Origin of the sequence: Albidovulum salinarum, assembly GCF_025673475.1 — a bacterium.
GTDB lineage: Bacteria > Pseudomonadota > Alphaproteobacteria > Rhodobacterales > Rhodobacteraceae > Albidovulum > Albidovulum salinarum.
Map to the genome: position 1 here is coordinate 99017 of NZ_JAOVQO010000017.1, position 18213 is coordinate 117229.

Here is an 18213-nt window from a genome sequence, read left to right on the forward strand (position 1 = left end):
AAGGCGTCTGGACAGCGTCCTTCGCCCTGATACGTTCGTGGCGATTTGAAACAGGAGCCGTCATGTCCCTTCAAGCCGTCCTCGCCCGGATCGACCAGACCCTGCCCGACGCACTGGATCGCCTGTTCGACCTCTTGCGCATCAAGTCGATCTCGACCGACCCCGCGTTCAAGGGGGATTGCGCCAAGGCGGCCGAATGGCTCGCCGCCGAGCTGGCCGCGCTTGGCTTCGACGCGGCCGCCCGCGCCACGCCCGGCCATCCGATGGTCGTCGGCCATGCCGGCGACAGCGGCCGGCACCTCCTCTTTTACGGTCACTACGACGTGCAGCCGGTCGATCCCCTTAACCTCTGGCACCGCGATCCGTTCGACCCGGCGATCGAGGACACGCCAAAGGGCCGCGTTATCCGCGGTCGCGGATCGTCGGACGACAAGGGTCAGCTCATGACCTTCATCGAGGCCTGCCGCGCCTGGAAGGCGGTCCACGGCACCCTGCCCGGCCGGCTCACGATCTTCCTCGAAGGCGAGGAGGAATCGGGCTCGCCCTCGCTCATCCCCTTCATGCAGGCGAACGCGGCCGAGCTGACGGCCGATCTCGCGCTGATCTGCGACACCTCGATGGTCTCGCCCGGTATCCCCTCGATCGCCTCGCAGCTGCGCGGCATGCTCAAGGACGAGTTCACGATCCACGGGCCGCGCATCGACCTGCATTCGGGCCACTACGGGGGGCCCGGTCTCAACCCCCTGCGCGAGATGGCGCGCATCGTCGCCTCGTTCCACGACCATGAGACCGGGCGTGTCGCGGTCGAGGGCTTCTACGAGGGCGTCCAGGAAGTGCCGGCGGAACTCCTGACGCAGTGGGAGAACTGCGGCTTCGACGAGAAGGAATACCTGGGCTCGGTCGGCTACACCGTGCCGCATGGCGAGAAGGGCTATTCCACGCTGGTCCAGCAATGGGCGCGCCCGACGCTCGAGATCAACGGCATGTGGGGCGGCTACCAGGGCGCGGGCTCGAAGACCGTGATCCCGGCCGAGGCGCATTGCAAGCTCACTTGCCGGCTCGTCGGCGACATGGACCCCGACAAGCTGCGCGAGCGTGTCCGCGCCCATGTCGCGGCGCGGCTCTCGCCGGATGCGCGCGTGACCTGGGACAACGACCTCGAGGGCTCCCCGGCCGCGGTGATGAACACCGCCCGGTCGGAATTCGAGGCCGCGCGCAGGGCGCTCTCGGACGAATGGAACCGCGAGGCGGTCTTCGTCGGCATGGGCGGCTCGATCCCGATCGCGGGCTTCTTCAAGGAGGTGCTCGGCATGGATGCGATGCTCGTGGGCTTCGCCAATGACGACGACGCCATCCACTCTCCGAACGAGAAATACGACGTGAAGAGCTTCCACAAGGGCATCCGCTCCTGGGCAAGGATCCTCGCGGCGCTGGACTGACGAAAGGCTTCGCTTGCGCGCCACCGAGGCGGACAGCAGCGAGACCGGCCGACGCCGGGCCTCGACTTGGCCCGGGTCAGCCGGCGAAGCCCCTGCGCGCCAGCTTGGCGATCAGAATCGCCCAAGGGGCGGCGTGTAGCACGAGATCGAAGATATCGATCGGCCGGACGAGCGTTCCGGCCGCCAACATCTTCAACTTTTCCCAAAGATGCGGCTCGGGAACGAACGGCGCGAGCCCGAGCGTCAAGGCGGCCAGCACGGCGACCGACATCGGGATGCGATCAAGGAGTTCCACGTTGGCCCCGGCGTGAAGTGTTGAATTGACCTGGCAATGGCCCGCAGGGGGCGAAATGGCGCGGTTGACGGGGCTCGAACCCGCGACCCCCGGCGTGACAGGCCGGTACTCTAACCGACTGAGCTACAACCGCGCATTGGGGCGCTCTCGGGCGATCCGGGTGGTGGCGCGGTTGACGGGGCTCGAACCCGCGACCCCCGGCGTGACAGGCCGGTACTCTAACCGACTGAGCTACAACCGCGTGTCCACCCGCCCGGATCGCCGCCCGAGCGTGGGATGCGTAATAGGCATCTCCCGCTCCCCCGTCAAGCAGCGCCGTAGCGATTTCGGACACGAATTTTCAACCGGGGTCGAATGCGCGATAGAAGCGGGGATCGTGAGGCGCGAGAGGCTCGAACGCCCGACATCTTCGGTGCGAGCGAAGGCTTCCGATGCCAGTCGACAAGGAAGAAGGCAACGGAACCCTGCACACGTCGGGGATGTTTACGGATGACCCGAACAATCCCCGTGCCCACAGGGATGATAAGCTTGGGAACACGTCGCAAGTCGGCTGCAGGCGTGGTGCCGCAGAGGTGTCCTTCGCCCCTCCCCCATCGTTCCCGCCGGTTCGCGATGCTTTCGGCGGTACGCCGAAGCCGCGCTGCTATGGCGGATTCGCATCGTGCCCGGAACGCACCAAGCCGGTCGAAGCCGTGACGAGTCCACGGCGACGCACGCGCACCGGTGGAAGCGATGCCCCGCTCCCGAGGCCGCGAGTCGACTTTTTCGCCGATTTGTGAGAGCGTTAGGAAGTGGCTCCAGAAATGGAGAGTGGGGCAATGGTGAGATTGACGCGTACATGCGGCTGCATCGCCCTCCTTGTCGTATTGTGTGTTGCGCCAGCAAGCTGGGCACAGGACGCGCCGACGGGCGGCACCGACGAAACGCCGGCATCCTTGCGCAAGGTGCTTGCGCTCCTTGAGGATGAGATCGCGCGCGCGCGCGACGAACGCGATGGGCTGGTCACCGAGATCGCCGGCGCGAAATCCACGCTTGACGATCTCACGGCGCGGATCGCCGTGCTTGAGGAGAACCGGAAGGGTTTCGAAACCGAGATACACGGCGTCGAGGCGCAGCTGACCGAGCGCCAGGCGGAGTTGCAAAGGGTCGAGGAGCAGCTGCGCGACTCCGGCGCCCGCATCACCGAGTTGCAGAACGAGTCGGCGGGTTCCGTGACGGAGCAAACCGCCAAGATCGAGGCGATGCGGGAAGAGGCCGCGGGCATCGCGGCCGAGATCGAGGCGCAGCGTGCACGCGGCTCGGAGTTGGACGTCGAGATCGGCGCGCTGGCACAGCGTCGGGGCGCGGCGGCGGCCGAGGTCGAGGCGCTGCGCAATCAGGCCGAGACGGCGAGATCGACGATGTCACGGATTACCGCAGAGATGGCGACGAAGGCTGCCGAGCTTGGCGCGCTGGCCGACGAGGTGGCGGCAGCGCGCGCGGAACGCGATGCCGCGTCCCAGGACGCGGCGCGGATCCGCGAGGATCTTGCCGCCATCACCGAAGAACTCGCGGCGGCCCGGACCGCGCTTGACGAGTCGCGCGGGGAAAAGGACGCGGTTGAGGCGGCGGCCAGCGCCGCCGTGGAGGAGGAACGCAAGCTCGTGTCCGCCCTGAAATTGATGGGCGAGGAGAAGGAGTTGCGCGAGGCCGAGATCGCCGATCTGGCGGCGCGCAAGGACGGCGTCGCGGGGGAACTGGCCGAGCTCGAGGCGCTTGTCGCGGCGGCGGAGGCCACACTGCAGTTGACGCGCAACGCGCAGGCCGCCACCGAGGCCGCGCTGTCGGCAGCGTCTCCGGCACTTGCGCCGGGAACGACGAACGCCGCCCCGGAAGCGGGCGGCGCAGCGGTGCCGGCGCCGCCGTCACCTGCCGACGTGCGCGCGGTGCTGATCGCGGCGCCGGGTATCGATGAGGTGACGCCGGAGGCGTTCGAGCGGCTGGTGAGCGAGCTTTCATCCGGCACCTGCCCGACCGACGCCCTGAAGTCCGCGACCGGCAGGATCAATCGGCAGACACTTGTGTATTTGATCAGGTCCATGGGCGCGTGTTGAGCTGCCGGCGCCCGGTTTCGAAGGGAGGACACGGTGACCAGACTCCACGGATTATTGATTCAAGCCATTGCTATCCTCGCGCTTGCCGCGGGGTTCGCATCGCCCGCAACGGCCCAGAGCGTCGAGAGGAATATCCTCACCGGAGGACCGACCGGAACCTACATCCAGTTCGGAAACGACATGAGCCGGATGGCGGCAAAATGCGGCATTACCCTCAATGTTCGCGAGAGCGCGGGCTCGCTGGAGAATTTCCTCGGCGTCCGCAACCGTCCGCAGACCCAGTTCGGTATCGTCCAGAGCGACGTGCTGGAATACATGCGCACCTTCGCCAGTAGCGATCCGGCAATCGCGCGGGCGATATTCGGCGTACGGATCGCCTTCCCACTCTACAACGAAGAGGTGCACATCCTCGCCAGGCGTGAGATCGGGTCGCTCGAGGATCTGACCGGCAAGCGAGTCGCGGTCGGCGTCGAGGACAGCGGCACGTTCCTGACTGCCTCGCTCGTGCTCGACCTCGCCGGAGTCCGGCCGGCCGAACGGGTGACGATCGACGCCGACACCTCACTCGCGCGCCTGATCGAGGGCAGCATCGACGCCTTCTTCTATGTCGCGGGTGCGCCGACGAAGATTTTCCAGTCGCCCGAGATCGATGGCGCGGCGCTGCACCTCCTGCCGATCACCAACCCGACGCTCGCCGCTGTCTATGTGCCGTCGCGGATCGAGGCTGGCACCTATGCGTTCCAGACCGAAGGGATCGACGTCGTCGCGGTGAAGGCGGTGTTGATGACCTATGAGTACGAGCCGGGCCGCAACGCCTATCACCGCGAAAGCTGCCGCTCGGTGTCGGACCTCTCGAGTATCGTGCTTACGAATTTCAAGGAGTTGCAGGCTTCGGGCCATCCGAAATGGAAGCAAGTCGATCTCAACGATATCCCGCCGGGTTGGGAGATCGGCAATTGCGTGAACGAGGGGTTGAGCGAAACCTACCAGTTGCAATGCGCCGCACCGGTGCCCGCAGCAGCACCGGAACCCGAGTCGATCGAGAGCCAGGCGAACCAGGCCTACCGCGCGAGAATCTGCGCCGCGGTCGGTTGCTGACGAGCCGGAGTCACCCGCCGTCGATCGGCAACCATGGAGAGGCGACTTCGTCCGAGCCGGGACCACCTGCGGCGACGACCCGCCAGGCGCGGGCGGCGCCCGGCGCACTGACCCGGATTGCCGAGATGACGAGTGGACCCGCGGTCAGCGAGACCGAGCCCGGTTCGGTGCCGAGTTCAACACGGTAGTGCGACGGTGCGGCGCCATCGCCGCCTGTCCAGACCAGTTCCACGGACCCGTCTGGCATCCTCCCTGCATAGAGCGGCACCGGCGGGCCCGGCGTGCTTTCGGGCTCGCTCGGGGCGAGTTCAGCGAGGCCGCGGACGGCTCCCGCGATCGCCGTCCCGGCTTCGCCGTACCAGCCCCGAGCAAGGCCGCGGTTCGTCGCGACCCCCTCGCCGGTCTCATAGATCTGGCCGAGGTAATAGGCGGCGCGGTCATGACCGTGCAGCGCCGCAAGGGCGAAGTGGACCACCGCGAGTTCCGGGTCGTCGCCGCCAATCTCGATCGCCGCTCGGAACCGGTCTGCAGCGGTCGCGGGGATGGCCGCGACGGCGGTGCGGATCCGCCCGACTCGGGTCAGAAGCTCCAGATCGGGCGTCGGTGCGGCCGCGGCCGGCCGGTTTGGCGCGGTCGGCGGCACACCGGCGACAATGCGGCTCAGCGTGTCCTGGAGAAAAGCATCCGTTTCCGCCTTCAGGACGGCGATGCGCGCCGCGAGCGGCGTGCCGGGATCAGCGAGGTAGAAGGCGCCACCGGCCATCGCGGTGAGCGCCGTGACCGCCAGCACGAGGCGCCGGGCCGCCGGGCGTCGGCGCGGCGTCGGCGCGGGAGCGGCCGTGGGCGGTGGATCCGCGACCCTCTGTGCATCGGAGAGGACGATCGGCGGAGCGGGTTCAGGTTGCGCGGCGCCGGTGTGCGGTCGGCGCGATGCGGGCACCGCTGCGGCGGCCCTGGGGGCAACCCGGCCGTGGACGCCGCCTGGCCGTATCAGTAGGGGTTCGGTCCGCGAGGCACTGTCCAGGGCGGCGGCGAGCATAGTGGCCGGAGGCGGCGGCGGCGCGGATGCGCCGGCGGACCTTACGCTCCTGGGCATGGGCCGGGACTCGGCTTCCCCGATCCCGCTTCCGGTCTGCGACTCGGCGAGGGCGCGCCTCATCACGATGCTGATCAGACCATCGAGCCCAAAGGCGGCAATTGCGGCTCGGACGGTGTGCCGATCGATCCGGCTGACTCCCTTATGGGTCGCCTGGCTGAGGCAGCCCTCGCAAACCGCATTTATCTTCAGCGGCACGCCGCCGGTGCGCGTGAACACCTCCTCGAGCGCCCCGGCATCGAAAAGGTCTCCGCGTGCGCCGGCGGCGGTGACGGCGTGGCGGACGTAGGCGGCAGTGTCCTTGGCGGACATGGGTTCGAGTTCGAAGCTCGGTCCGACGATGTCGGGCGCACCGCGATAGGCACGCTCGAAGAGGTCGGGCAGGCCGGCCAACACAAGTTTGAGCAAGGCGCCGTCACCCTGCTCGCCGACGGAAAAATAGTAAAGAGTTGAGAGCGTTTCGTCTGACAGTCGGTCTGCGTCATCGACGATGAGAAGGGGTGCCGGCCCCTTCGAGGCGGCGGAGGTCAGGTAATCGGCGAGCGCGGCGCAGTTCCGGTCACGGGTGTCGCCCGCTTCCCCGGCATCAAGCGCGGTCAGCACTGCGGCGCAGGGATCCTTGGAAAGGGCTGCGGGGTCCGCGACGAGCCCGATGGCCCGTTCGGCCCGTTCACGCCGCACGAGTTCACGGATCAGGGTCGAGCGGCCGGTGCCCGGCTCGCCGACGAAGATCGTAAGAGGTGCGCGGCTGCGGGCCGCGAAGCCGAGCCGGTCGAACGCGAGGGCATGGGACTTGCTCCAGTAGACCGAAGACCCGCCTTCCGGTGTGGAGAACGGGCTGTGCCGCAGGCCCAGCGCTGCTTCGTACATAGGCAACCGTATCCCCCCGAAACTCTTAGGGGCGGAATCGTCCCTTGGCGGCAGGTCGGAGCGAGCTTCTCGCTACGCGGTCGCCGGGTATTGAAGGGCCGCTGCTCACTGCGGCCGCCGCTATACGCGTGCCGCCGCGCCGGGCGATCGAACCCGGGCTCTGCCCCCCAAGTGCCCGCGGATGCCGTCCGGTTCCAGTCTGCCCCAAACGGTCCCGAAAATCCAGCCGATCGCCACCGCCCCGGTGTCCTAGTTCCCCCTCGACACCCGGTAGAAGGCGGCCGCTGGCAAGACCGCGGAGCCGTTGCCAGCGCAAAACCAGGCTCGACGACGCTCGCATTCATGCTTTACGCCACACTATCGCCGTTACGACACTCGGCGCGCGCGTGCCCATCTGGGATGACCGATCAGATCCTCGGGCACCGCAATCCGGTCACGACCTGTTGGTTATGGGGGCGATTCCCGCCCGATCTCATGCAGGGCGCGATCAACGTCTCGATCTTCTCTACGGTGCGCGATTCCAACGGTCAGGCTCACCAACCTCAGGTCGCTTCGCAATCTTAACCTGACTTGCTGGTTCTTTGGTGGGTCGTGAGAGGCTCGAACTCCCGACATCTTCGGTGTAAACGAAGCGCTCTACCAACTGAGCTAACGACCCGCAGCGCCGGATGTAGCGCCTGAGGCAGCGCGGGGCAAGCCCTCCGTCGGGCAAGCGCGGGCCGAAACCGTCTTCATGTTCGAGTCCATGCCCTGTCGTCGTGCTGAAGCTGTATCGGCGCCGGATCGAGGGCACCTCGCCCGGATCCCGGCGCGGCGCTCCGGCATCCGGAAGCGCCGCCAATACCGCGCGGTTCAGGCCCGCATCGCCCCCCTGAGACCAATGCCGACGAGGCCGGCATTGATCAGAAGATAGGGAGAGGCGCTGCCGAAGGTCAGACTCACGGCCTTGGCCCAGTCGGCGAGGTGGTGGACGGGCTCGAAGGCGATGAAGAGCCCGGCCAGGAGCGGCAGCGCCGAGGCGAGCCAGGTCAGGGATGTCGGCTTAACGTACTTGCGCAAGGGTTCCACTGGCAGACCTCCGAAGGCAGCTGAATACCCGCGGGATCACACCACGGCGCGGTTCAGACCCCGTTAAGGGGCCGCGCGCCGTAGGGTTACATGGGTTGGGATGGTGGGTGATGAGGGATTTGAACCCCCGACATCTTCGATGTGAACGAAGCGCTCTACCACTGAGCTAATCACCCGTCCGGCCGGGTTCCTAACCGCATTCTCGGGTTACCGCAAGAGGTCTTTCGACCGCGGCGGTCCACAGAAAACATCGGGGCCCGCCGCGGCAAACGCGGCGGGCCCCGTCAATCCTGATACCGGCCGCGGGGTCAGTGCGCCGTGGCGCCCGAACCCTCGCCCTTGTCGGAGAGCGCGGCCTTGGCGGCGGCCTCCTCGGCCTCCTCGTCCCAGACGATCGGCTCCGGTTTCCGCACCAGCGCATGGCGCAGCACCTCGCGGACGTGGGAAACCGGGATGATCTCCAGCCCGGCCTTCACGTTGTCGGGGATCTCCGGCAGGTCCTTGGCGTTCTCCTCGGGAATCAGCACCGTCTTGACCCCGCCGCGGAGCGCGGCCAGGAGCTTCTCCTTCAGCCCGCCGATTGCCAGCACATGGCCGCGGAGCGTCACCTCGCCGGTCATCGCGATGTCCTTGCGGACCGGGATCTGGGTCAGTACCGAGACGATCGAAGTCACCATCGCGACGCCGGCCGACGGCCCGTCCTTCGGCGTCGCGCCTTCGGGAACGTGGACGTGGATGTCGATCTTCTCGAAGACCGGCGGCTTGACGCCGATTTCGGGGCTGATGGCGCGCACGAAGGACGACGCCGCGTCGATCGATTCCTTCATCACCTCGCCGAGCTTGCCCGTCGTCTTCATCCGCCCCTTGCCGGGCAGCTTCAGCGCCTCGATCGACAGGAGATCTCCGCCGACGGAGGTCCAGGCGAGACCCGTCACCACACCGATCTGGTCCTCCTTCTCGGCAAGTCCGTAGCGGAACCGCTTGACCCCGAGGAAGTCCTCGAGATTCTCCGGCGTCACCTCGACCTTCTGGGTGTCCTTCTTGACGATCTTGGTCAGCGCCTTGCGGGTCAGCTTGGCGATCTCGCGTTCGAGGTTCCGCACCCCCGCCTCGCGGGTGTAGGTGCGAATCATCTCCTGCAGCGCATCGTCCGTCAGCTTGAACTCGGTCTTCTTCAGCCCGTGGTTCTTCACCTGCTTCGGGATCAGGTGCTGCTTGGCGATCTCGCGCTTCTCGTCCTCGGTGTAGCCGGCGAGCGGGATGATCTCCATCCGGTCCAGAAGCGGCGACGGCATGTTGTAGCTGTTCGCCGTGGTCAGGAACATCACGTTCGAGAGGTCGTACTCGACCTCGAGATAATGGTCCATGAACGTGTTGTTCTGCTCCGGATCGAGAACTTCGAGCATTGCCGAGGCCGGATCGCCGCGGAAGTCCTGGCCCATCTTGTCGATCTCGTCCAAGAGGATCAGCGGATTGGTCGTCTTGGCCTTCTTCAGCGACTGGATGATCTTGCCCGGCATCGAGCCGATATAGGTCCGGCGGTGGCCGCGGATCTCGCTCTCGTCGCGCACGCCGCCGAGCGAGATGCGGATGAACTCGCGCCCCGTCGCCTTCGCGACCGACTTGCCAAGCGAGGTCTTGCCGACGCCCGGAGGCCCGACGAGGCAGAGGATCGGTCCTTTCATCTTCTGGCTGCGCTGTTGCACGGCCAGATACTCGACGATCCGCTCCTTGACCTTTTCGAGACCATAGTGATCGTTATCAAGGACTTCCTGAGCTTTCCTCAGGTCCTTCTTGACGCGGGACTTCACCCCCCAGGGCAGGCTGAGGAGCCAGTCGAGGTAGTTCCGGACCACGGTCGCCTCGGCCGACATCGGCGACATCGACTTCAGCTTCTTCAGCTCGGCCTCCGCCTTGTCGCGGGCTTCCTTCGAAAACTTGGTATTCGCGATCTTCTCGGCCAGCTCGTTGATCTCGTTCTGGCCGTCCTCGCCGTCGCCGAGTTCCTTCTGAATGGCCTTCATCTGCTCGTTCAGATAGTACTCGCGCTGGGTGCGCTCCATCTGGCTCTTGACGCGGGACTTGATCTTCTTCTCGACCTGCAGGACCGACATCTCGCCCTGCATCAGCCCGTAGACCTTCTCCAGCCGCTCGGCCACGTCGAGCGTCTCCAGAAGCTCCTGCTTCTGGTTCACCTCGATGCCGAGATGGCCCGAGACGAGGTCGGCGAGCCGCGCCGGCTCGCGTGCCTCGGCCACGGCCGAGAGCGCCTCTTCCGGCACGTTCTTCTTGATCTTGGCGTAGCGCTCGAACTCCGCCGCGACCGAGCGCAACAGCGCCTCGACCGAGGCCGAGTCGCCCGGCAGTTCCGTCAGAGCCTCGGCGCTGGCCTCGAAGTAGGAGGGGTTCTCGATGAATTCGACGATCCGAACGCGGCTCTTGCCCTCGACGAGCACCTTCACCGTTCCATCCGGCAGCTTGAGAAGCTGCAGCACGTTGGCGAGCACGCCGGCGCGGTAGATCCCGTCCGTGGTCGGATCGTCGATCGTCGGGTCGATCTGCGAAGACAGCAGGATCTGCTTGTCCTCGCGCATCACCTCTTCCAGCGCCCGCACCGACTTCTCGCGCCCGACGAAGAGAGGCACGATCATGTGCGGAAACACCACGATGTCGCGCAGCGGCAGCACCGGGTAGCTGGAGGCAAGAATATCTGTCATGCGCTTTCCTTGTTCATGGCAGGAACGCTCCGGCCCCGGTCTTCGGCGGCCACCGGCATTCCCCGTTCAGCGCCTTATCTAAGTAGGCACACGAAGAGCTTCAACCGGACGCTGGCCCGGCATCGCCGCACAATGCCCCGCCCGTCCGGCAAGGGCAAGAACGCAAGAGTGCTAATCCGCGGACTGCTGCCGGGTCGCGCCTGCCTGTCGCGCCCGGCAACCCGATCCGGTGTCGAAACCTAGTGCGGCATCGGCGCACGCGCCGAGCGTTCCGCCGGCATGCTCAGGACCGCGTATCTGCGCCCGTCTCCGGGGTTGCAGTAGGGCTCGCCGATCCGGTCCGCCTGCCAGCCGAGCTGCCGCAGTGCCCGCATCAGCGACACGGGCGAAAGCGACATCAGCTCATGTGCCCCGTGGCGCCGCGCCACCTCCGCCAGCCCCTCGACGATCAGCGACAGGCACCGGGAGCGGTCGGCCTGCGACCGGACCTCGTCCGACATTACCAGCCGCGTGCATTCCCAGACCCGGGGCGTGTCGATCTCGCGGCCAAGCACCTGGCTCGGAATGTCGGCGAGCTTGCCGGCTACCGCGTCGCGCAGCATGTAGGTGTGGTCACCCCAATGCGAGGTCGTGGGCATCGTCCGGGCACCGCCGACGACCTCCCCGTCGCGCAGCACCAGCGAGTAATGCGCAAGCGGGTTGTCATACTGGTCCATCTCTACAAGGTCGTTGTGCGGAATGTCCCAGCCGAGCGTGTCCACGAAGAACTGCTTGCGCAGCTTCAGGTAGTCGTAGAACGCCGTGCCGTGGCGATGCAGTTCCGACATGTCAAAGGTGATGTTGTGCATGTTCTGCATGGTTTTGCCCCTCCTAATGGCGGGGAAATTAGGCACCACGAAACATGGTTTATGAAACGTTATCGGAGAGTTGACAGGAGATTTTCCCCCATAGGGAGAGTGAGCCAGTTACATGGGCTTTTGGAGAGCCCGCTCAAGCGGACATGAGACGGTCCTGTGGCGTCAGATCAGCCCGTAAGCCACCGCCACGGAGACCGCCTGGCTCGAGGTCTTGGCGTCCAGTTTCAACTTTGCGCTCTTCAGGCGCTGCTTGATCGCGCCCTCGCTCACGCCGAGGCGATTGGCGATCTCCTTCAGCAAGAGGCCGTCCCGCACCATCGACAGGGCTTCGAGTTCGGCCCGCGTGAGATTGGTCGGCGGCGCGGTCGCCTCGTGAAGGCGCAAGAGCTTGGACTGCAGGATCTCGATTTCCTCGTCCTCGTATTCGCGGTCGCTGAGCGCGAAGGAGCCGAAGCTGCGCTGCCCCTCCCGTCCCGACGGCGCGCAGGCGATCGCAACGCCGTAGCCCAACCCGTACTGGGCCGCCATGGCCAGCACATTGCGGGGATCGGGCAGCGGAATCTCGCTCCATCTGATCGCGCCGGAATTCTCGTAGGACCAACGCACCACCGGGTCGTAGAGCATGTAGCCCCGCTGGGTATAGAGCTCGACCCAGGCATCGGGCAGCGCATTGTGCTCGGCCACAGGAAACGCGAAACCGACGCGCAGCGCGATGTAATACCCGGCTGGCGCCAGAAGGGAAAACTCGCGTCCTTCCCTCGGGCCTGACATCGTAGCAACTTCCTGTCTCGCGCGGGGATTTGCCTTCTGCAAAGCTCCCCAGAGTTGTACCATCAATTGCGGTATGACATGGAACGTGTGAGGATGAAAGTCGTGCGTGCGAGGGCTCCGATGGCTAGGCAGGAAAAGATCAGCGCGATTCTGACCCGCCTCCATCAGGCAAGCCCGGCGGGCTTCGCGATCGCCCTTCACGTCAAGTACACCGCACCGCGTTATCTTTTTCAGTCCTACGAGAGGGACTGGCTCGACACCTATTCGCGCAAGGGCCTAGTGCTGCACGACCCAACTGTTCGGTGGGGGTTCGAACATACAGGCGCCATCCGCTGGAGCGAACTGGCCGGTGACGACGAACAGGGCGTCCTGGAACAGGCGGACGCGCACGGGCTGCGATTCGGGGTCTGCATCGCCGTCGTGGCGGAAGGTTCCCGCAGCATGGCGAGCTTCGCCCGCTCCGACCGGGAGCCGACCGACGTGGAGATCACCGGTTTCGAAGCCGACCTGGCAGAACTTCACGGCCTCACCGCGACCGCCGAAAAGCTCTCGCCCTCGGTCCACGAGACACTGAAGCAGCTCTCGATCTACCTGACCCACGGCTGAGACACGGGATCAGATGGGCTCGATATCGCCCTCGGCCCGCTGCGCATGGAAGTCACGCACGAACTCCGCGAGCCGTCCGGCTGCGATCGCCTCCCTCAGCCCCTGCATCAGCTCCTGGAAGTAATGCAGGTTGTGCCAGGTCAGGAGCATGCCGGAGATCATCTCCCCGGCTCGGAAGACATGGTGCAGATAGGCGCGCGAGTAAGAGCGGCAGGCCGGGCAGCTGCAGTGCTCGTCCAGGGGGCGCGGATCGTCCATGTGGCGGGCGTTCTTGATGTTGACCTGGCCGCGCCGCGTCCAGGCCTGCCCGGTGCGTCCCGATCGCGAGGGCAGCACGCAGTCCATCATGTCTATGCCGCGCTCGACCGCGCCGACGATGTCGTCGGGCTTGCCCACGCCCATCAGGTAGCGGGGCCTGTCCTCCGGCAGGAAGCCCGGCGCGTAGTCGAGAACGCCGAACATCGCCTCCTGCCCCTCGCCCACGGCAAGGCCGCCGACCGCGTAGCCGTCAAACCCGATCGCATTCAGCGCCTCGGCGCTCTCGGCGCGCAAGTCCTTCGTCACCCCGCCCTGCATGATGCCGAATAGCGCATGGCCCGGCCGGTCGCCGAAGGCGTCGCGCGACCTCTGCGCCCAGCGCATCGAGAGCCGCATGCTCGCGGCCACCTCGGCCTCGGTCGCGGGCAGCGCCGGGCATTCATCGAAGGCCATCACGATGTCGGAGCCGAGCAGCCGCTGGATCTCCATCGAGCGCTCGGGCGTGAGCTTGTGCTTCGATCCGTCGATATGGGAGGAAAAGGTCACCCCCTCCTCGCTCATCTTGCGCAAGGAGGCGAGGCTCATCACCTGGAAGCCGCCGGAATCGGTGAGGATCGGCCGCTCCCAGTTCATGAAGCGATGGAGCCCGCCAAGCCGCGCGATGCGCTCGGCGGTGGGCCGCAGCATCAAGTGATAGGTGTTGCCCAGAAGGATGTCGGCGCCGGTGGCGCGCACGCTCTCGGGCAGCATCGCCTTGACCGTGCCGGCGGTGCCGACCGGCATGAAGGCCGGCGTGCGGATCTCGCCCCGCGGGGTGGAGATCGTGCCGGTCCGGGCACGGCCATCGGTGGCCGCAAGCGTGAATGTGATGCGCTGGCTCATGGAGCGCGCTGATACAGAAGCGGCGCGGCCTTGGCCAGAGCGTCGCGGGCGGCGACCCGGATGGTCGCCGCCGCCACGGGTCACGGCTGGAGGTCTTCCGGCGCCGTGTCGACGATCTCCGACCATCTGGCGTCGGCCTGCTGGATATAGGTCGCCGGATCGCTCGACCATTTCTCGGCGACCGGCGGCGCAACGTTGAGGTAGAGCTTGTCGCCGACGATCTTCCAAAGATCGGGATCGCCGTCGAGCTTGATCCCCATCGCCGCGCCCATCGCGCAGTAGCCGCCATACTGCGGCGCGAATTTCGCGGGCTCGGCGTCGAACATCGCCTTGTTGTCCTCGCTCGCGAAGCGGTAGACGGCACCTCCGTACTCCGAGGTGATCTGGAAATCGCCCTTCGCCGGCGCGCCTGCGGTGAAATAGCTCACCGGGTCGTAGCCGCGCAGCGCGAGCCCCGTCGTGGTCGCGTTCACCGACACGTCCGCCGCCATCGCCGAGGCGGCAAGCGTCACCGCCAGCGCCGAACCCATCGCCAGTTTGCGGAAAATCGAGGTCATCCGTGTTCTCCCTTGTCTGACCGGCCCCGATGCGGGCCCCGGGTAACGGGGTAGACCAATGCGCCCCCCACGCAAAAACACCCCTGCGCGACGGGACGTGAACCGGCGTGACCTCGGTGCGCGGCTCCGCATAGGCTGTGCGGTGGTGCGCAGGTCTGCGGCAGAGGGGCGCGGGCAGGCCGGGGCACTGGACCTCGCCGGGCCCATTCCTTATATAATCCCTCAACAACTCAGCGAGACGCCCATGACCGCCGAAGCCACGAACCCGATCGAGGGCGCCCCCCTGATCAAGCCCTCGACCACCGACCACCCGCTCTACGAGGCCGTCGTCGAGGCCTGCCGGAGCGTCTACGACCCCGAAATCCCGGTTAATATCTATGACCTTGGCCTGATCTACACGATCGACATCTCGCCCGAGAACGAGGTCGGCATCGTCATGACCCTGACCGCGCCAGGCTGCCCCGTGGCCGGGGAGATGCCGGGCTGGGTCGCCGACGCGGTGGAGCCCTTGGACGGGGTCAAGCAGGTCGACGTGCAGATGACCTTCGAGCCGCAATGGGGCATGGACATGATGTCCGACGAAGCACGGCTCGAACTCGGCTTCATGTAATCAAGCCAAAAGGCTTGCTTTAAAACACGAAAGCCATATGATTTGCTTTATGGAAAGCATGTCAGAAAGCTTTACAGAACACGCACCGGTCGTCGCGGTCCTGACCGGCGATCTGGTCGCATCCCGCAGACACGACAGGTCGCAAGTCGACGCCGCCATGACGCGGATCGCCAAGACCGCAGCCGGGCTCGGCCAGATGGCAGGCGCGGATGCAAGGTTCACCCGCTTTCGCGGCGACGGCTGGCAGATCGTCCTCGGGCGCGCGGGTTGGGCCTTGCGCGCCGCTCTCATCATCATCGCCGACCTGAAGACCAGCGGATGCGGGATCGAGACCCGAATCTCGGCAGGCGTCGGTCCTTGGGAGAGCCTCGGAACCGCCAACCTCTCCGACGCGTCCGGCCCGGCGTTCTCCGTCTCGGGCGACCTTCTCGAAACGATGCCGCGGCACCGACGGCTCGCCATCGCCGGCGGGCGCGATACGGCCGCGCACGGCACGGCCGACCGCGACTGGCAGGCGGCGATCTTCGACATGACGGAATGGATTTCCTCGCGGTGGTCGCAGCCACAGGCCGAGGCCATGTCGATGGCGCTCGGCGATGGCTGGAAAACCCAGGACGAGCTGGCCCGGCGTCTTGGCATCACGCGGCAAGCCATGCATTCGCGGCTCTCGGGTGCGGGATACCAGGCCATGGAGAACGCCCTCGCCGCGATCGAGCATTACGAATGGTAGCACAGGCATGATCGAGACCTTCACCGCCCTACTCCTCGCCCATGTGCTCGCGGATTTCGTGCTTCAGACCCGGCACATCGCAGAGACCAAACGCCGGCCGGCCACACTGCTCTTTCACGGCGCCATCGTCCTTGCCACCGCGCAGGCCGCGACCGGACGCATCGACGCGCCGGAACTTCTGGCACTCGCGGTGCTCCACGTTGCCATCGACTGGACCAAAGCAAAGCTCGGCGCCTCCGGCCTCGGCTGCTTTCTCGCCGATCAGGCGGCGCATCTGGTGACGCTTGCCGCCCTCACCGCCTTTCGCCCCGACCTCTGGGCGGGCGGGACCTGGAGCGGCCTTGCCTGGCTTCCCGGCCTGATGGCGCTCGGGGCCGGATTCATCCTTGCGACCCGCGCCGGCGGCTTCGCGGTCGGGCTCCTGATGCGGCCCTGGGCCGATGTCGAGCTGCCGACCGGCCTAACCGACGGCGGCAAGCTCATCGGGCTTTTGGAACGCGGGCTGATCTTCCTTCTGGTGATCGTCGGCGAGCCCGCCGGCATCGGCTTTCTCATCGCAGCGAAATCGGTGCTCAGGTTCGAGACGACCTCGAAGGACCAGCGCGCCGGGGAGTACGTCATCATCGGCACCCTCGCCTCCTTCGGCTGGGCGCTGGTCTTCGCCTATGCGACGCTCTGGCTGATGGGCCACCTGCCCCCGCTTGAGATCGCCCGCTCCGCGCCTTAAATTGGGAGCACAGGATACGGAGACGAAACATGTTCGGCATTCCCGGCAAGGCCCCGGTGACACTCACGCCGCGCGCTGTGGCGCAGATCACCCGGCTGATGGCCAAGGGCGACGCCTACGGGCTCAAGCTCGGCGTCAAGAAGGGCGGCTGCGCCGGCATGGAATACACGATGGAGATCGCCGCCGAGGCCGGCCCGATGGACGAGGTCATCGAACAGGATGGCGCGCGGGTGATGATCGCGCCGATGGCGCAGATGTTCCTCTTCGGCACCGAGATCGACTACGAGACCTCGCTTCTCGAATCCGGCTTCAAGTTCAACAACCCCAATGTCTCCGAGGCCTGCGGCTGCGGGGAATCGATCAAGTTCAAGGACATGCCGGCCGACGGCACGTCCCGCGCATGAGCGTTTCCGACGCCGACATCGCCTTCGCGCTCGAACTGTTCGAGGGGCTCGGGCCGCTGACCACGCGAAAGATGATGGGCGGGCTCTGCCTCTACCGGGACGGCACGATCTTCGCGATCCTGCACGGCGACGGCTCGATCTGGCTGAAGGGCGCGGGCGGCTTTGCCGAGAAAATCACGGCCGAGGGCTGGGAGCACTGGACCTACCAGCGCGACGGCGGCAAGGTCACGGCAATGCCTTACTGGCGGCTTCCCGACGCGGCGCTTGACGATCCCGCGCTCGCCTGCAATCTCGCAAGGGAAGCGATTTCACACTTGGACTAGGGAGCGGCGGATGCGGCGGAAACTTGCGGCGGGCAACTGGAAGATGAACGGCACCGCGGCGAGCCTTGCCGAGATCCGCGCGCTGGCCGAGGCCCGCTCCGCGCCCGCCTGCGACATCCTGATCTGTCCGCCCGCCACCCTTCTCGCCCGCATGGCCGAAGCGCTGGGCGAAGCACCGATCGCGCTCGGCGGCCAGGATTGCCACGCCGCCACCTCGGGCGCCCATACCGGCGACATCTCGGCGGGGATGCTGAGGGACGCCGGCGCCTCCCACGTCATCCTCGGCCATTCCGAGCGCCGCGCCGACCACGACGAGACCGACGCCGCAGTCCGCGCCAAGGCGGAAGCCGCGCGCGCCACCGGCCTCGTCGCGGTGATCTGCGTCGGCGAGACCGAGGCCGAGCGCGACGCGGGCCGCACCCTCGACGTGATCGGCACCCAGCTTCAGGGCTCTGTCCCCGACGGCGCGACGGCGGCCGATACGGTGATCGCCTACGAGCCGGTCTGGGCCATCGGCACCGGCCGGACGCCGACGCTCGGGCAGATCGCCGAGGTCCATGACTTCCTCCGCGCCCGCCTCGCCGACCGCTTCGGGGCCGAGGCCGACGGCATGCGGCTCCTATATGGCGGCTCGGTCAAACCCGGCAATGCCGCCGAGATCTTCGCCGTCTCCAACGTCGACGGCGCGCTCGTCGGCGGCGCGAGCCTCAAGGCCGCCGATTTCGGCCCGATCATCTCGGCGCTCGAAGCCGCCCGGTGACTTGACCGGCAAAGCCGGTACTATGTCCGAAGGCGGGGCTACCGACGGAGTG

Annotated in this window: 18 protein-coding genes and 4 tRNA genes; 10 read left to right on the forward strand and 12 right to left on the reverse strand. The window is 66.6% G+C overall.

Features of this window, described 5'->3' with window-relative positions:
- The first annotated feature begins 62 nt into the window (after positions 1 to 62).
- Positions 63 to 1439 (forward strand): M20/M25/M40 family metallo-hydrolase, encoded by a 1377-nt coding sequence (locus OEZ60_RS17215; RefSeq protein ID WP_263338879.1) that lies wholly within the window; start codon positions 63 to 65, stop codon positions 1437 to 1439.
- 76 nt (positions 1440 to 1515) lie between these two features.
- Here the strand turns inward: OEZ60_RS17215 and OEZ60_RS17220 are convergent, their stop codons facing one another.
- The 3 genes from OEZ60_RS17220 to OEZ60_RS17230 all read right to left on the reverse strand — a co-directional run bounded on the left by OEZ60_RS17220 (position 1516) and on the right by OEZ60_RS17230 (position 1975).
- Positions 1516 to 1710 (reverse strand): RND transporter, encoded by a 195-nt coding sequence (locus OEZ60_RS17220; protein ID WP_263338880.1) that lies wholly within the window; start codon positions 1708 to 1710, stop codon positions 1516 to 1518.
- Between the two features lie 80 nt (positions 1711 to 1790).
- Positions 1791 to 1867, reverse strand: a tRNA-Asp gene (locus OEZ60_RS17225).
- A gap of 31 nt (positions 1868 to 1898) precedes the next feature.
- A tRNA-Asp gene (locus tag OEZ60_RS17230) sits at positions 1899 to 1975 on the reverse strand.
- 577 nt (positions 1976 to 2552) lie between these two features.
- On the opposite strand from OEZ60_RS17230, the gene OEZ60_RS17235 reads away from it, so the two are divergent.
- Both OEZ60_RS17235 and OEZ60_RS17240 read left to right on the forward strand, forming a co-directional pair.
- Positions 2553 to 3827 (forward strand): coiled-coil domain-containing protein, encoded by a 1275-nt coding sequence (locus tag OEZ60_RS17235; RefSeq protein ID WP_263338883.1) that lies wholly within the window; start codon positions 2553 to 2555, stop codon positions 3825 to 3827.
- A 33-nt stretch (positions 3828 to 3860) separates the two neighbouring features.
- The gene (locus OEZ60_RS17240) at positions 3861 to 4925 is read left to right on the forward strand and encodes a TAXI family TRAP transporter solute-binding subunit (RefSeq protein WP_263338886.1); all 1065 of its coding nucleotides are present in this window, start codon (positions 3861 to 3863) and stop codon (positions 4923 to 4925) included.
- Positions 4926 to 4935: 10 nt separating this feature from the next.
- Here OEZ60_RS17240 and OEZ60_RS17245 read toward each other — a convergent pair whose 3' ends face one another.
- The 7 genes from OEZ60_RS17245 to OEZ60_RS17275 all read right to left on the reverse strand — a co-directional run bounded on the left by OEZ60_RS17245 (position 4936) and on the right by OEZ60_RS17275 (position 12304).
- Positions 4936 to 6891 carry an AAA family ATPase gene (locus tag OEZ60_RS17245; RefSeq protein WP_263338890.1) on the reverse strand — a complete coding sequence of 652 codons (1956 nt, stop codon included), beginning with the start codon at positions 6889 to 6891 and terminating at the stop codon, positions 4936 to 4938.
- A 582-nt stretch (positions 6892 to 7473) separates the two neighbouring features.
- Positions 7474 to 7549: transfer RNA gene (locus tag OEZ60_RS17250), tRNA-Val, on the reverse strand.
- Positions 7550 to 7743: 194 nt separating this feature from the next.
- Entirely contained in the window at positions 7744 to 7959 is a 216-nt protein-coding gene (locus OEZ60_RS17255; RefSeq protein WP_263338893.1) for a hypothetical protein, read from the reverse strand.
- Positions 7960 to 8060: 101 nt separating this feature from the next.
- Positions 8061 to 8135, reverse strand: a tRNA-Val gene (locus OEZ60_RS17260).
- A gap of 132 nt (positions 8136 to 8267) precedes the next feature.
- Entirely contained in the window at positions 8268 to 10676 is a 2409-nt protein-coding gene (gene lon / locus OEZ60_RS17265) for an endopeptidase La (RefSeq protein WP_263338896.1), read from the reverse strand.
- A gap of 239 nt (positions 10677 to 10915) precedes the next feature.
- On the reverse strand, positions 10916 to 11533 hold the full coding sequence (locus tag OEZ60_RS17270) for an acyl-homoserine-lactone synthase (protein ID WP_263338899.1): 618 nt from the start codon (positions 11531 to 11533) through the stop codon (positions 10916 to 10918).
- A gap of 162 nt (positions 11534 to 11695) precedes the next feature.
- The gene (locus OEZ60_RS17275; RefSeq protein ID WP_263338902.1) at positions 11696 to 12304 is read right to left on the reverse strand and encodes a helix-turn-helix transcriptional regulator; all 609 of its coding nucleotides are present in this window, start codon (positions 12302 to 12304) and stop codon (positions 11696 to 11698) included.
- Positions 12305 to 12424: 120 nt separating this feature from the next.
- Here OEZ60_RS17275 and OEZ60_RS17280 point away from each other — a divergent pair, with 120 nt between their 5' ends.
- A complete protein-coding gene (locus tag OEZ60_RS17280; protein ID WP_263338904.1) occupies positions 12425 to 12910 on the forward strand; it encodes an autoinducer binding domain-containing protein in 486 nt (161 codons plus the stop codon).
- A gap of 9 nt (positions 12911 to 12919) precedes the next feature.
- Here OEZ60_RS17280 and tgt read toward each other — a convergent pair whose 3' ends face one another.
- Both tgt and OEZ60_RS17290 read right to left on the reverse strand, forming a co-directional pair.
- Complete coding sequence (tgt, locus tag OEZ60_RS17285; protein ID WP_263338907.1) at positions 12920 to 14050, reverse strand: tRNA guanosine(34) transglycosylase Tgt; 1131 nt, start codon at positions 14048 to 14050, stop codon at positions 12920 to 12922.
- A gap of 80 nt (positions 14051 to 14130) precedes the next feature.
- Positions 14131 to 14607 carry a YHS domain-containing (seleno)protein gene (locus tag OEZ60_RS17290; RefSeq protein WP_263338909.1) on the reverse strand — a complete coding sequence of 159 codons (477 nt, stop codon included), beginning with the start codon at positions 14605 to 14607 and terminating at the stop codon, positions 14131 to 14133.
- Positions 14608 to 14851: 244 nt separating this feature from the next.
- On the opposite strand from OEZ60_RS17290, the gene OEZ60_RS17295 reads away from it, so the two are divergent.
- From OEZ60_RS17295 to tpiA, 6 genes are read left to right on the forward strand one after another with little or no spacing between them, the layout of a single operon-like run.
- Positions 14852 to 15217 carry an SUF system Fe-S cluster assembly protein gene (locus tag OEZ60_RS17295; protein WP_263338911.1) on the forward strand — a complete coding sequence of 122 codons (366 nt, stop codon included), beginning with the start codon at positions 14852 to 14854 and terminating at the stop codon, positions 15215 to 15217.
- A 58-nt stretch (positions 15218 to 15275) separates the two neighbouring features.
- Positions 15276 to 15947: a hypothetical protein gene (locus OEZ60_RS17300; RefSeq protein ID WP_263338913.1), complete on the forward strand. Its 672-nt coding sequence runs from the start codon at positions 15276 to 15278 to the stop codon at positions 15945 to 15947.
- Positions 15948 to 15954: 7 nt separating this feature from the next.
- A complete protein-coding gene (locus OEZ60_RS17305; protein WP_263338915.1) occupies positions 15955 to 16674 on the forward strand; it encodes a DUF3307 domain-containing protein in 720 nt (239 codons plus the stop codon).
- A 29-nt stretch (positions 16675 to 16703) separates the two neighbouring features.
- Complete coding sequence (locus tag OEZ60_RS17310; RefSeq protein ID WP_263338917.1) at positions 16704 to 17078, forward strand: HesB/IscA family protein; 375 nt, start codon at positions 16704 to 16706, stop codon at positions 17076 to 17078.
- Positions 17075 to 17401: a TfoX/Sxy family protein gene (locus tag OEZ60_RS17315; protein ID WP_263338918.1), complete on the forward strand. Its 327-nt coding sequence runs from the start codon at positions 17075 to 17077 to the stop codon at positions 17399 to 17401. The genes OEZ60_RS17310 and OEZ60_RS17315 overlap by 4 nt, the downstream gene beginning before the upstream one ends.
- 10 nt (positions 17402 to 17411) lie before the next feature.
- The gene (gene tpiA, locus OEZ60_RS17320) at positions 17412 to 18161 is read left to right on the forward strand and encodes a triose-phosphate isomerase (protein ID WP_263338920.1); all 750 of its coding nucleotides are present in this window, start codon (positions 17412 to 17414) and stop codon (positions 18159 to 18161) included.
- Positions 18162 to 18213 lie beyond the last annotated feature (52 nt).

Coding starts and splice junctions, on each gene's coding strand:
- OEZ60_RS17215 (WP_263338879.1), top strand. CDS start 63: ATGTCCCTTCAAGCCGTCCTCGCCCGGATCGACCAGACCCTGCCCGAC.
- OEZ60_RS17220 (WP_263338880.1), bottom strand. CDS start 1,710: ATGTCGGTCGCCGTGCTGGCCGCCTTGACGCTCGGGCTCGCGCCGTTC.
- OEZ60_RS17235 (WP_263338883.1), top strand. CDS start 2,553: ATGGTGAGATTGACGCGTACATGCGGCTGCATCGCCCTCCTTGTCGTA.
- OEZ60_RS17245 (WP_263338890.1), bottom strand. CDS start 6,891: ATGTACGAAGCAGCGCTGGGCCTGCGGCACAGCCCGTTCTCCACACCG.
- lon (WP_263338896.1), bottom strand. CDS start 10,676: ATGACAGATATTCTTGCCTCCAGCTACCCGGTGCTGCCGCTGCGCGAC.
- OEZ60_RS17270 (WP_263338899.1), bottom strand. CDS start 11,533: ATGCAGAACATGCACAACATCACCTTTGACATGTCGGAACTGCATCGC.
- OEZ60_RS17275 (WP_263338902.1), bottom strand. CDS start 12,304: ATGTCAGGCCCGAGGGAAGGACGCGAGTTTTCCCTTCTGGCGCCAGCC.
- OEZ60_RS17280 (WP_263338904.1), top strand. CDS start 12,425: ATGGCTAGGCAGGAAAAGATCAGCGCGATTCTGACCCGCCTCCATCAG.
- tgt (WP_263338907.1), bottom strand. CDS start 14,050: ATGAGCCAGCGCATCACATTCACGCTTGCGGCCACCGATGGCCGTGCC.
- OEZ60_RS17290 (WP_263338909.1), bottom strand. CDS start 14,607: ATGACCTCGATTTTCCGCAAACTGGCGATGGGTTCGGCGCTGGCGGTG.
- OEZ60_RS17295 (WP_263338911.1), top strand. CDS start 14,852: ATGACCGCCGAAGCCACGAACCCGATCGAGGGCGCCCCCCTGATCAAG.
- OEZ60_RS17300 (WP_263338913.1), top strand. CDS start 15,276: ATGTCAGAAAGCTTTACAGAACACGCACCGGTCGTCGCGGTCCTGACC.
- OEZ60_RS17305 (WP_263338915.1), top strand. CDS start 15,955: ATGATCGAGACCTTCACCGCCCTACTCCTCGCCCATGTGCTCGCGGAT.
- OEZ60_RS17310 (WP_263338917.1), top strand. CDS start 16,704: ATGTTCGGCATTCCCGGCAAGGCCCCGGTGACACTCACGCCGCGCGCT.
- OEZ60_RS17315 (WP_263338918.1), top strand. CDS start 17,075: ATGAGCGTTTCCGACGCCGACATCGCCTTCGCGCTCGAACTGTTCGAG.
- tpiA (WP_263338920.1), top strand. CDS start 17,412: ATGCGGCGGAAACTTGCGGCGGGCAACTGGAAGATGAACGGCACCGCG.